General features: G+C 37.4%; 12 protein-coding genes. 7 read left to right on the forward strand and 5 right to left on the reverse strand.

Annotated elements, in window-relative coordinates; genetic code table 11:
* The first annotated feature begins 66 nt into the window (after window positions 1-66).
* Genes ugpA through ACFINY_RS05135 form a run of 3 tightly spaced genes read left to right on the forward strand, consistent with a single transcriptional unit; the run spans window position 67 to window position 2,862 of the window.
* A complete protein-coding gene (gene ugpA, locus ACFINY_RS05125; protein ID WP_375611841.1) occupies window positions 67-951 on the forward strand; it encodes a sn-glycerol-3-phosphate ABC transporter permease UgpA in 885 nt (294 codons plus the stop codon).
* Between the two features lie 10 nt (window positions 952-961).
* Window positions 962-1,813 carry a sn-glycerol-3-phosphate ABC transporter permease UgpE gene (ugpE, locus tag ACFINY_RS05130; RefSeq protein ID WP_375611840.1) on the forward strand — a complete coding sequence of 284 codons (852 nt, stop codon included), beginning with the start codon at window positions 962-964 and terminating at the stop codon, window positions 1,811-1,813.
* 2 nt (window positions 1,814-1,815) lie between these two features.
* Window positions 1,816-2,862, forward strand: coding sequence for a sn-glycerol-3-phosphate import ATP-binding protein UgpC (locus ACFINY_RS05135; RefSeq protein WP_375611839.1), 1,047 nt, complete (start codon window positions 1,816-1,818; stop codon window positions 2,860-2,862).
* Between the two features lie 607 nt (window positions 2,863-3,469).
* Here ACFINY_RS05135 and ACFINY_RS05140 read toward each other — a convergent pair.
* From ACFINY_RS05140 to ACFINY_RS05150, 3 genes are read right to left on the reverse strand one after another with little or no spacing between them, the layout of a single operon-like run.
* On the reverse strand, window positions 3,470-4,387 hold the full coding sequence (locus tag ACFINY_RS05140; RefSeq protein WP_375611838.1) for a metal ABC transporter solute-binding protein, Zn/Mn family: 918 nt from the start codon (window positions 4,385-4,387) through the stop codon (window positions 3,470-3,472).
* Between the two features lie 10 nt (window positions 4,388-4,397).
* Window positions 4,398-5,267, reverse strand: a complete 870-nt coding sequence (locus tag ACFINY_RS05145; RefSeq protein ID WP_375611837.1) for a metal ABC transporter permease — start codon at window positions 5,265-5,267, stop codon at window positions 4,398-4,400.
* A 3-nt stretch (window positions 5,268-5,270) separates the two neighbouring features.
* Complete coding sequence (locus tag ACFINY_RS05150) at window positions 5,271-6,023, reverse strand: ABC transporter ATP-binding protein (RefSeq protein WP_375611836.1); 753 nt, start codon at window positions 6,021-6,023, stop codon at window positions 5,271-5,273.
* 680 nt (window positions 6,024-6,703) lie between these two features.
* On the opposite strand from ACFINY_RS05150, the gene nrdH reads away from it, so the two are divergent.
* The 4 genes from nrdH to nrdF are packed head-to-tail and all read left to right on the forward strand — an operon-like array spanning window position 6,704 to window position 10,444.
* Window positions 6,704-6,928, forward strand: coding sequence for a glutaredoxin-like protein NrdH (nrdH, locus tag ACFINY_RS05155; RefSeq protein WP_005774163.1), 225 nt, complete (start codon window positions 6,704-6,706; stop codon window positions 6,926-6,928).
* Complete coding sequence (gene nrdI, locus ACFINY_RS05160) at window positions 6,928-7,326, forward strand: class Ib ribonucleoside-diphosphate reductase assembly flavoprotein NrdI (protein ID WP_375611835.1); 399 nt, start codon at window positions 6,928-6,930, stop codon at window positions 7,324-7,326. The genes nrdH and nrdI overlap by 1 nt, the downstream gene beginning before the upstream one ends.
* Window positions 7,308-9,458, forward strand: coding sequence for a class 1b ribonucleoside-diphosphate reductase subunit alpha (gene nrdE / locus ACFINY_RS05165; protein ID WP_375611834.1), 2,151 nt, complete (start codon window positions 7,308-7,310; stop codon window positions 9,456-9,458). The genes nrdI and nrdE overlap by 19 nt, the downstream gene beginning before the upstream one ends.
* A gap of 11 nt (window positions 9,459-9,469) precedes the next feature.
* On the forward strand, window positions 9,470-10,444 hold the full coding sequence (gene nrdF, locus ACFINY_RS05170) for a class 1b ribonucleoside-diphosphate reductase subunit beta (RefSeq protein ID WP_375611833.1): 975 nt from the start codon (window positions 9,470-9,472) through the stop codon (window positions 10,442-10,444).
* On the opposite strand, the gene prmC is transcribed toward nrdF, so the two are convergent.
* Both prmC and prfA read right to left on the reverse strand, forming a co-directional pair.
* Complete coding sequence (gene prmC, locus ACFINY_RS05175) at window positions 10,441-11,307, reverse strand: peptide chain release factor N(5)-glutamine methyltransferase (protein ID WP_375611832.1); 867 nt, start codon at window positions 11,305-11,307, stop codon at window positions 10,441-10,443. The genes nrdF and prmC overlap by 4 nt on opposite strands.
* Complete coding sequence (gene prfA, locus ACFINY_RS05180; RefSeq protein WP_375700906.1) at window positions 11,304-12,380, reverse strand: peptide chain release factor 1; 1,077 nt, start codon at window positions 12,378-12,380, stop codon at window positions 11,304-11,306. Before prfA ends, prmC begins: the two co-directional genes overlap by 4 nt.
* Window positions 12,381-12,471: the final 91 nt, after the last annotated feature.

The following is a 12,471-nucleotide window of genomic DNA, read 5'->3' on the forward strand; positions in this document are numbered from 1 at the left end:
CAACAAAAACGGTTGAGTCCTTTTTGTTTACTTTTTTAAAGTCTCTACATTTAAAGAGCCCTACGAATGCAAGAAAAACATGCATATTTTAAAAATAGTCTACTTTCTTACGGACTGCTTTTTCCTCAGCTTCTTGTGACTTTTTTGTTTTTCTTTTGGCCTGCTGCCCAAGCAATAAAATCATCTTTTGAGCGTGAAGACCCTTTTGGCTTTACAACAACCTTTATTGGTTTTGAGAATTATCTAACTGTTCTTTCTGATCCTACTTATCGGCAATCGCTTCTTACAACCGCAGTATTTTCCATCTCAGTTACTGTCGCTTCAATGACAATATCACTTCTCTTAGCTGTCTGTGTTGATCGTGTCATACGTGCAAAAAAGGCTTATACAATGCTTTTGCTCTGGCCCTATGCTGTTGCTCCAGTATTGGCAGGTATATTGTGGCTGTTTATCTTTCATCCCACCATCGGAATTATCCCTTTTCTTCTCGAGAAAATAGGGGTGCTATGGAATTATCGTATTAATGGCACTCAAGCAATGATTCTTATTGTCATTGCGGCTAGTTGGAAACAAATTTCTTACAATTTTCTCTTTTTTCTTACAGGTCTTCAGTCTGTTCCGCGTTCTCAAATAGAAGCAGCCGCCATTGATGGTGCTGGTCCCTTTAAACGATTTTGGACAGTGGTTTTCCCGCAAATTTCACCAACGACGTTTTTCCTTCTTATTGTCAATGTCAATTATGTTATGTTTGATACTTTTGGTATTATTGATAATACAACTTCTGGAGGTCCTGCGCGTGCAACGAGCATCCTCGTCTATAAAGTATATGACGATGGCTTTAGAAATCAAATAATCGGTGCATCAGCAGCACAATCAACAATATTGATGTTGATGGTTATTGTCTTAACGTTTATCCAGTTTCGCTGGATTGAGCGCCGTGTACAATATTAGGAAACAAATTATGGTTGAAAATCGCCCTGTTTTGAAATTTCTAACCCATATTATTCTCATTGTTGGTATTATCATTATTTGCTTTCCAGTTTATGTTGCTATCATTGCATCAACTCATAGTTCAGCAGCATTTAACTCAGGAACACTTCCTCTTTTGCCTGGGAAATATGCTCTGGAAAATTATAAAACAATCTTTGGTGATGGCCTTGCACAGCTGGGTTTGCCCAACCTCTGGCCACTCTTAATGAATTCATTCATTATGGCTCTTGGGATTAGCGTTGGAAAAATTATTATTTCACTTTTGTCTGCTTATGCAATTATTTACATGCGCTTTCCCTTCCGAAAAACTGCTTTTGTTCTTATTTTTGTTACATTGATGCTCCCTGTCGAAGTTCGTATTCTTCCAACCTATGAGATTGTTGCAAAATTGGGGATGGTTAACACCTATAGTGGAATGATTATTCCACTTATTGCATCTGCAACCGCTACATTTTTATTTCGCCAGTTTTTTTTGACTGTTCCAGATGAACTCTTAGAGGCGGCACGTGTTGATGGTGCAGGTCCAGTTAAATTTTTTAAGGATATTCTTCTTCCTCTTAGTAAAAGCAATATCGCTGCTTTATTTATCATTATGTTCATTTATGGATGGATACAATATCTCTGGCCTCTTATCATCACAACGGATCAAAATCATCGAACGATCCTTATTATTTTAAAACAGCTTATTGTCGAATCACTTCAACATGATCCTCAATGGAATATACTCATGGCAGTATCGGTTGTTGCCATGGTTCCTCCTGTTCTTGTTGTTATCTTCATGCAGCGGCTTTTTATCAAAGGCCTTATTGAAACGGAGAAGTAATTGTGGCCATAATCCAGTTATCAAATATAAGAAAACAGTATGACAACGGCATTCTGGTCATTGATGATTTAAACTTAACTGTTGCCGATAAAGAACTTCTTGTTCTTGTCGGTCCTTCAGGGTGCGGAAAATCGACCTTATTACGTATTATAGCAGGACTTGAACAAGTTACCTCAGGTGAATTATGCATTGATAACGAATGTATCAATGATCGTGAACCAGCTGATCGTGATATCGCTATGGTTTTTCAAAATTATGCCCTTTATCCCCATATGACAGTTCGTGGAAATTTAGAATATGGTCTTAAAAATCGTAAAACTCCTAAAGAAGAAATTAAAAAACGTATCGCACATGCTGCAAAGCTTTTGGAGATAGAACCATTTCTTGATCGTAAACCACGACAATTATCAGGAGGACAACGTCAGCGTGTTGCAATGGGGCGTGTGATTGTACGTCAACCCCGTGTTTTTCTCTTTGATGAACCTCTTTCAAATCTTGATGCAAAATTACGGGCGCAAATGTGTATTGAAATAAAAACACTACAGCGTTCATTAGGAACAACGAGCCTCTATGTTACCCATGATCAACTAGAAGCTATGACATTAGCTGATAGAATAGTCGTTTTGAATAAAGGAGCTATCGAGCAAATTGGAACACCAATGGAAATTTACGATACTCCAGCAACAACATTTGTTGCTGATTTTATTGGTTCTCCTCCTATGAATTTTCTTGATCGCTATGTCTTAGAACAACATTTAGGGCATTCATTTTCTTATGGTGAAGAAACTGATCTTTTAGCATTCAGACCTGAAATAATCTTATTGGGCGAACATCCAGATAAAGGGCCTGTCTTTCACACAAAAATTGAGCTTATCAAGCTTATTGGAACAGGTTGCCATGTTTTAACGCGTTGGAATGGTATCATCTTTACGATTGAAATAAAAGAACGCTTGACACACGACTATGGTCAAAAACTAAGTTTCACTGTTGCTCATCAGAATTTTCATACTTTTAATAAAAACACAGGAAAGCGCACAAATAATAAGTAAGCATTAATTGATGTGATACGACTCTCTTTTATGCTGCGTCATGATAATGGTGTGTTTTGACTTTCTCGATTACATTCACAAAATCAGAGTATAATTGATGAGATTAAAAATAAAATTTTAAATGGTAAAGGCCCATTGTCACATGATGTTGAGAATATTCGAAACACTCATATAATGAAATCTTGCACTTTTATGGTATATAAGAAGAATATAATTTTCAAACATCAAACATAATAAAGTTCTTTTCATTGTAGAAAAACATCAAGAGATAATAACCATTTATTAACCATATTTCTTCTCATTTAGAAAGGTACTTTATCAATAAAAAACAATCTATTATTATCTATTTCCTGATGTAATAATTTATGTATCTTATAAAGAATGAATAAGAAAAATAGAGAGAGAAAATTATTCATAGATGATGGCACTATGCACCTTATATCTTAACTTTGATCCATTTTAGCATCTATAGGGTATAAATTTTTTCTGTAAAATCAACTTTGTTTTATATCATTGTCACCAATCATGAGGATTGAGTATCATTGGTAACATAATCATAGATCTATGATTTTATGAATTTTTTCTTCTCTCTTTCGTAGAAGATTTTTTAAGGTTTCGTGATAGCATCAATGATGGTATTTACATTATGTTCCATCATATCGAGATAAGTTGCTGCAGGGCCATTTTTGTTTGACAATGCATCAGAATAAAGTGTTCCACCAATTGTTAAACCTGTTTCTTTTGCAATCTGTTTTATGAGACGGGGATTAGAGATGTTTTCAACGAATAGGGCAGTTGCTTTATTCGCTTTAATTTGTTTTATAAGTTTAGCAACATCGGCTGCGGTTGCTTCAGTTTCTGTTGAAGCACTTTGAGGGGCAAGGATAGTAAAACCATATTCCTTGGCAAAATAGCCAAAGGCATCATGAGATGTGATAATGATACGTTTATCTTTAGGAATGGTAGCAATTTTTGTTTTCAGGGTATCTTGTGCTATTTTAAGTTTTTGGATGTAGGTTTCGGCATTTTTTTTGTAGCTGGTACAGGATTGTGGATCGATTTTACAAAAAGCAGCAGCGATATTCTTCACATAGATTTTGACATTGGGAATTGTTTGCCAAGCGTGTGGATCAATAACGCTGTGGTGGTGATGGGCATTATGTTCTTGATTTTTCATTTTGAGGGAGGGAATGTTAGCGCTAACTTCGACAAGAAGTGCTTTTGTACCACTTGCTGTAATGAGGCGATCAATAAATCCTTCTAAATGAAGCCCGTTGATGAAAATAATTTGAGCATTTCTAAGAGCCTGAGCATCATGGGGGGTAGGTTCATAAGTGTGGGTATTCGCATTGGGACCTACAAAAGTGGTCATAGAGATATGGTTGTCTCCTACATTTTTTACGAGATCTGCAAGAATAGAAAAGCTCGCAACAACTTTGATTTTATTGTGTGCAGAAGCAGAAAATGGAGAAAGGGCAAGCAATAAAGCTCCAAGAAGAACAAATTTTTGAGCAAACTTAGGCACATTTTTTTCCTTAAAGTGAGGAGGTATAAAAGAGGTGGGGAAACCATGTTACAATAAAGCCACGTGGACTTATCAAACAGGAAACAAGATAAATAAATCCTGCGGCAATGATGATAGCAGGGCCGGAGGGAAGTGAAAGATGAAAAGAAAGCAGGAGACCACATACGCTAGAAATGATTCCAAAAAGAGTGGAAAGCGCGCAAATAGGGCCTAGCCGTGAAAACCAAAAACGGGCTGTAATGGCTGGAATCATCATAATACCAACGGAAAGTAATGTTCCTAGTGATTGAAAGCCTCCAACCAGATTCAGCACCACAAGTCCAAGCAATGAAATATGAATATATTTACTCAATGGAGAGAGTGATTTAAAAAAGAGGGGGTCAAAGCTTTCTAAAACGAGTGCACGCCAAAAAATACAAAGGCTGCAGAGTGTAATCAGCATTATAGTAGTGATTAACCAAAGGGCTTGTGCATCAAGTGCAAGAACCGATCCGAATAAGAGATGAAGCAGCTCAATTGTTGAGTCTTTCAGTGAGATAATAATAACACCTGCCGCGAGTGCAATAAGATAAAAGACGGTCATGGATGCATCTTCTTTCTGAAAGCTGTTTCGTGAAATCAAAATGGTTGCTAAAGCAACAATAAGACCAGCGAAGATACCACCAAGTGTCATAGATATGAGGGAAAAACCACAAATCAGAAAAGCAATTGCAACACCAGGAAGAATGGCATGAGAGATAGCATCTCCTGTCAAGCTCATTCCACGGAGCATCAAAAATACACCAACAGGACAAGCGCTAATAGACAGAAAAATAGAACCGATAAGGGCGTTTTGCATAAATTGGAAATCAACAAAGGGGGCAAGAAAAAATGTATACACGTCTTATAACCTAAGAAAGAGAGGATCATTGATGAGAAGATTTTGTTTTTGTGCGCTAATAGGAAAAGAATTGGATGTGAGAGGTGGCATAACGTGATGAAGGGTGTTGTTTAAAAACTGTGTTGTTTCTCCATAAAAGGCGTTTTGTTGATCAATTTGAATCATTTGGGGGAAAAATTCTTGCACGATGAGAGGGTTATGGAGTGCTGTGAGAATTGTGCGTCCTTGCTGTTGCCAGTATGTGATCAGAGCAAGGAGGTCTTTTTGGGTATTATGATCTACACCATTGAAAGGTTCATCAAGTAAAATAATATTGGCATCTTGTACAATGATACGTGCAAAAAGAGCGCGTTGTAATTGCCCGCCTGATAATGTTTCAAGCGAACGGGGTGCGAGTTCTGTAAGCCCAACCATTTTAAGAGCATTTTGAATCTTAGAATCATAAGGGCGCTGATTCTTCCATAATCCACAAAAAGACCACAGTCCTGTTTTTACAAGCGTTTTCACATCAATTGGAAATGTTTTATCCACATCACATTGCTGAGCAAGATAAGCAATGCGGCTTTTTTTTGGTTTTGTAATTTTTCCTTTAAGAGGTTTAATCAATCCGGCGATGGCTTTTAGCAGTGTCGATTTTCCAGCGCCATTATCACCTGTTATTGCAACCAATGAACCAGCTTTTAACTTTGCTGAAAAGTTCTTTATTGCTATTCTATTCCTATAGCCTAATGTTGTCTTATTGAAGTGCAGATCCATATTTTTTACCATCGTTGCTTATTATTTTGGAAACTATGTAATAATATAACGTTTGTCAACAAAATGTTATATTATTACATAGTTTTAAGTACTGAAAATTTTAGTGGGAAGATCGTGGAAAATTAAAAATAATAATTGAATTCACCTTGACGAAAGAAAGAGAGTATATACTATATATAGTATCAAAATGATTGGTGATTCTAAATAAGCACAAGAGAGGGTGTTAGTGTGTTTCGTTTGGTATCTAAGTTATTTCCATTATTGTAAAGAGTTTATTGGCCAAAGGTATAGCAGTATTTTTACTGAAGGGTCTCTTTTGGAAGGATTTCCTTTCGTTTTTGTAATTGATTTTTGCCGTAAAAGAGCAAACAGAGCTCTTGAAAAACGGTAGTTTAGAACATTAGTTTTTTAGACAGCAGGAGGGAATTGTAATGCAAGCAAAAGATTGTTTTATAACTAGGGGGCTTTGCCATTTAAGTTGTAGAATAATCGCTTATTCTCATCATAGTTTTTGAAGTTATTTGATGAGGAACTCTGTTATGTTCAGGAAGCTGTGTATTATTTGAAAATAACCACATGTTTTGCGTACAATTTCTATTTTTTGTTATTCTTGAGTACCTATAAAATTATTAGATTGACCTTTCAGGGTTGATTGTTTGGAATTGTGAAAGTTGAAGAAAATGTCGATCACTATTTATAGCAAACCATCTTGTGTCCAATGTGATGCTACACGCCGCGCTTTTGATGCAAAAGGCATTCATTATCGTGTTGTTGATATTTCTTGTGATGAACAAGCATACAGTTTTGTTCAATCTCTGGGGTATCGTCAGGTTCCTGTCGTTGTTTGTGGTGAAAATCATTGGTCTGGTTTTAGACCAGATATGATTAGTGGTCTTTGTGCTTAATGGGGCTTATTGTTTATTATTCGAGTGCAACGGGTAATACAGAACATTTTGTCTCGCAGCTTGGGCAACGACTCTTCAAAATTGATAAAAGAAAGCCTTCTGCATTGGTTGGTGAACCTTATGTATTGGTTGTTCCTACATATGCAGATGGTGAAGGAAGAGGGGCCGTGCCGAAAGCCGTTGTCCAGTTTCTTAATGAAGCTGAGAACCGCAAATTAATTCGTGGTGTTATTGGCGGTGGGAATCGTAATTTTGGTCGCTATTATAATCTAGCAAGTAAAATTATTGCTGAAAAATGTTGTGTACCTTGCCTTTATCGTTTTGAGCTGCGTGGAACTGATGAAGACGTTATTTATGTAAAAAAGGGATTGGAAAGATTTTGGAAACAATTGGTATAGGACAATCGCAGAAATCGGATCAGATTACTGATTATCATGCGTTGAATGCGATGCTTAATCTTTATGATGAAAATGGTCATATTCAATTTGATATGGATCGGCTTGCTGCGCGGCAATATTTTCTTCAGCATGTTAATCAAAATACAGTTTTTTTTCATAACCTGAAGGAAAAAATAGATTACTTAATAGAAGAAGGTTATTATGAAAAAGCTTTATTTGAGCTTTATGATTTTTCTTTTATTAAAAAGCTTTTTAAACGTGCTTATGCATTTAAGTTTCGTTTTCCTACCTTTTTAGGCGCATTTAAGTATTATACCAGCTATACACTGAAGACTTTTGATGGGAAACGTTATCTTGAACGGTATGAAGATCGCGTCTGTCTTGTAGCTTTATATTTGGCACAAGGGAATAAAGCTCTTGCTGAAAGTTTTGTGGATGAAATTATTACAGGACGGTTTCAACCGGCAACACCGACATTTTTAAATGCTGGGAAAAAACAACGAGGTGAATTGGTTTCGTGTTTTTTGCTACGTGTTGAAGATAATATGGAATCGATAGGTCGTTCGGTTAATTCGGCCTTGCAGCTTTCAAAACGTGGTGGAGGTGTAGCGCTTTGTTTAACGAATTTGCGGGAAGCAGGGGCGCCAATTAAGCAAATAGAAAATCAGTCCTCAGGTGTTTTACCGGTGATGAAACTCTTAGAAGATTCTTTTTCTTACGCCAATCAGCTTGGGGCACGACAGGGGGCTGGAGCTGTTTATTTGCATGCTCATCATTTAGATATTATGAAGTTTTTGGATACAAAGCGTGAAAATGCTGATGAAAAAGTTAGAATTAAAACGCTTTCGCTTGGTGTCGTTATTCCTGATATTACTTTTGAGCTTGCACGGAATAATGAGGATATGTATCTCTTCTCATCGTATGACATCGAGCGTGTGACAGGTAAGCCCTTTAGCGATATTTCTTTAACGGAGCATTATCGTTCTTTTGTTGATAATGCAAAGATTCGTAAAAAGAAAATAAGTGCACGCGTTTTTTTCCAGACATTAGCGGAAATTCAATTTGAGTCGGGTTATCCCTATATTTTATTTGAGGATACTGCTAATCGATCGAATCCGATAGCTGGGCGCATAAGTATGAGCAATTTATGTTCAGAAATTTTGCAGGTGAGTGAGGCGAGTGAACTGGAGACAGATTTAACTTATCGCACGATTGGAAGTGATATATCCTGTAATCTTGGATCCATGAATATTGCCAAAGCAATGGAAAGTCCTGATTTTGGACAGACCGTGGAATCTGCTGTTCGCGCTCTGACTGCTGTTTCGGATATGAGCAATATTGATTGTGTGCCTTCCATTGCGAAAGGCAATGCTGAAAGTCATGCGATTGGTTTGGGACAAATGAATTTGCATGGGTTTCTAGCGCGTGAGCAGATCTATTATGGGTCTCCAGAAGCGATTGATTTTACCAATATCTATTTTTATATTGTGACATATCACGCCATACGTGCTTCCAATTTAATTGCGCACGAACGTCAAGAAATGTTTGCAGGGTTTGAAAAATCAGCTTATGCAGATGGACGTTTTTTCGAGAAATATATTGAAAAAGAATGGAAACCGCAATTTGCGCTTGTGCAAGAGCTTTTTGCACGGAATAATATTGTTATTCCAGATCAAAAGGATTGGCAGGAACTCAAAAAATTAGTTATTGAGTACGGGCTTTATAATCGCAATCTACAGGCAGTTCCACCTACGGGATCTATTTCCTATATTAATCATGCCACTTCCTCCATTCATCCAATTGCTTCAAAAATCGAAATTCGCAAAGAGGGAAAAATTGGGCGCGTTTATTATCCTGCTCCTTATATGGATAATACGAATTTGAATTTTTACCAAGATGCTTATGAGATTGGCCCTGAAAAAATTATAGATACCTATGCTGCGGCAACACAGCATGTTGATCAAGGTCTTTCATTAACATTATTTTTTCCTGATACAGCGACCACACGTGATATTAACCGCGCACAAATTTATGCTTGGAAAAAGGGTATCAAAAGTATTTACTATGTACGATTACGGCAAGTAGCATTAAGTGGAACAGAAGTTGATGGCTGTGTTTCGTGCAGTTTATAGGAGATCATCATATGACAAAGATTACAACCAAAAATCCTGTTGTGTGCGCTGTTAATTGGAATAGATTACATGATGAGAAAGATCTTGAAGTATGGAACCGCTTAACTGGGAATTTTTGGTTACCTGAGAAGGTTCCACTTTCCAATGACATTCCCTCATGGTCAAGCTTAACGGATGAAGAACGCAAGCTAACGATTCGTGTTTTTACAGGACTAACGCTTCTTGATACAATTCAAAACACTGTAGGAGCCATTTCGCTTCTGGCTGATGCGATAACAGAGCATGAGGAGGCAGTTTTGACGAATATTGCCTTCATGGAAGCGGTTCATGCACGTTCTTATTCCTCTATTTTTTCAACCCTTTGTTCGACGGTAGAAGTTGATGATGCGTTTAGATGGTCAGAAGAAAATATTCATTTGCAGAAAAAGGCTAGATTAGTACTTGAGCGTTATGAAGCAAATGATCCACTTAAGAAAAAAATTGCTTCGACTTTGCTGGAAAGCTTTTTATTTTATTCTGGTTTTTATTTGCCCATGTATTGGGCCAGTCGCGCTAAGTTAACCAATACAGCAGATCTCATTCGACTGATCATTCGTGATGAAGCGGTCCATGGTTATTATATAGGTTATAAATTCCAATTGGGCTTTGCAAAGCTTGATGAAGCCAAAAGACAAGAAATTAAAAATTTTGCTTTTAACCTGCTCTTTGATCTTTATAACATCGAGTGCAAATATACTGAAGATCTTTATGATGCGCTTGGATTGACAGAAGATGTTAAAATTTTTCTTCATTATAACGCTAACAAGGCTTTAATGAATTTAGGTTTTGAAGCTCTTTTCCCCCCTGAGGTTTGTCGTGTTAATCCCGCTATTTTGGCAGCTTTATCACCAAACTCTGACGAAAATCATGACTTTTTTTCAGGGGCAGGTTCTTCTTATGTCATTGGCAAGGCGGTTGCTACCACGGATGATGATTGGGAATTTTAATGTTTGCATGCAAATAGAAGTGCGCGGGGTATTCCACTGAGGTCTTTGCGCATTTCTAAACATTGGAAGCCATTTGTTTCAAACAAATTGCAAACTTCTTTTTCTTGAGAGTAACCAATTTCAACAGCGATAGTGCCGTTTTCTTTTAAGTAGTTGGCTGCTTCATGGGCGAGTTTTCGATAAAAATCAAGACCATCTTTTCCACCGATAAGAGCGCGCAATGGGTCATGTAAGCGCACTTCTTTTGCAAGTTTTTTGATATCTTTTGCGGGAATATAAGGTGGATTGGAAACAATAAAATCAAAGCGATCTGTGACAGAATCAAACCAATCGCTAAGAAGAGGTGTGAAGCGATGTATTACTTCAGCATTTTTTGCATTTTTTGTCGCTGTTTTAAGGGCATCTTCAGAAATATCGACAGCGACTGCATAGGATTGTGGAATTTGTTTAAGAATGGCAATGGCAATGGCGCCACTTCCTGTCCCCATATCAAGGAGTGTTATTTTTCTCGAATTTTCGACATATTTTTTGAGGAAAGGGAGAACAAGATCTATCAACGTTTCTGTATCAGGACGGGGTTCTAACGTCTCTTGAGATAAAGCGAAGGATATGCCATAAAATTCTCGTTCTCCTATAATACGGTAGACGGGTTCACCTGCAATCCGCCGTTGGACAGCCTGTTCTATTTGTGTAATGTGCTCAGAAGATAGAGGTATATCTGGTTGAGAAATTCTTTCAGCAGCATTTATTCCTGTTATCCATTCAATGAGTATTTTCGCATCGAGATTGGCTTCAGCAATTCCTTTCGTGCGCAATTTTTCTTGAGTTTGTTGGATGACATTTTTGAAAGAATATTTGTTCAATTATTGTCCATTTCCATCAGGAGTGCTGTTTGGTGATCTGAGATGAGTGCATGAAGAAGCTCATCAAGATCTCCCTCTAGAATGCGATCAAGCTTATACAAGGTTAGATTAATACGGTGATCCGTGACGCGTCCTTGTGGAAAATTATAGGTACGAATACGTTCTGAGCGATCACCAGAACCAACTTGGCTTTTACGAGAAGCTGAACGTTCACTTTCCGCTTTTTGTCGTTCGATATCGAATAAGCGTGCCCGTAAAATTTGAAGGGCTCGTGCTCGGTTTTGATGTTGTGATTTTTCTGCTTGTACGACCATAATTCCTGTTGGAATATGCGTGATACGAACAGCTGAATCCGTTGTATTAACATGCTGTCCTCCTGCTCCAGATGCACGCATTGTGTCGATACGAATATCTTCAGGACGAATATCAATATCAATATCTTCAGCTTCTGGAAGCACAGCAACGGTAGCAGCAGATGTATGGATACGTCCACCTGTCTCTGTTTCAGGGATGCGTTGCACACGATGAACCCCTGATTCATATTTCAATTTAGAAAAGACACCTTTTCCTGAAATGGTAGCAATAATCTCTTTATATCCGCCAACTTCCCCCTCACTGAGTGAAATAACTTCTACTTTCCAATTGTGAGCATGGGCATAACGTTCATACATGCGGAAAAGATCACCGGAAAAAAGTGCTGCTTCTGAGCCACCCGTTCCTGCTCGAATTTCAACAATAGCGTTTTTTTCATCAGCAACATCTTTAGGCAAAAGCAGAATCTGGAGTTCTTTTTCAAATTGCTCTACTTTTTTATATAACGATGGTAGCTCTTCCTGGGCAAGATTACGCATCTCTATATCTGTTTGTTTATCGTTAATAATCGTTTCTAATTCTGTAATCTCTTCGTAAAGAGCATTTAATGCGCGTATAGAGGTAATAACGGGTTGTAGTTCTGCATATTCAGAAGCTAATTTGACATATGTTTCAGCATTTGGATTCGTCGTCATTTGGCTTTCAATTATTTCAAAGCGCTTTTCAAGCTGTCTCATACGATCTTGTGGCAAAGAAACCATGATAATATTGGCCTAATTTTTCATAATACAATTTTTATAATATTTTGTTGCAATGATTTTTTGTTATAATATTGGCAATGAATTACTGTAT

Source organism: Bartonella sp. AA23NXGY, assembly GCF_042197165.1.
Lineage (GTDB): Bacteria > Pseudomonadota > Alphaproteobacteria > Rhizobiales > Rhizobiaceae > Bartonella.

Bases quoted from the DNA above. Each gene is read 5' to 3' on its own strand.
- ACFINY_RS05150 (WP_375611836.1), bottom strand. From the start codon at position 6,023: ATGGATCTGCACTTCAATAAGACAACATTAGGCTATAGGAATAGAATA.
- ugpA (WP_375611841.1), top strand. From the start codon at position 67: ATGCAAGAAAAACATGCATATTTTAAAAATAGTCTACTTTCTTACGGA.
- prfA (WP_375700906.1), bottom strand. From the start codon at position 12,380: ATGGTTTCTTTGCCACAAGATCGTATGAGACAGCTTGAAAAGCGCTTT.
- nrdI (WP_375611835.1), top strand. From the start codon at position 6,928: ATGGGGCTTATTGTTTATTATTCGAGTGCAACGGGTAATACAGAACAT.
- nrdF (WP_375611833.1), top strand. From the start codon at position 9,470: ATGACAAAGATTACAACCAAAAATCCTGTTGTGTGCGCTGTTAATTGG.
- nrdH (WP_005774163.1), top strand. From the start codon at position 6,704: ATGTCGATCACTATTTATAGCAAACCATCTTGTGTCCAATGTGATGCT.
- ugpE (WP_375611840.1), top strand. From the start codon at position 962: ATGGTTGAAAATCGCCCTGTTTTGAAATTTCTAACCCATATTATTCTC.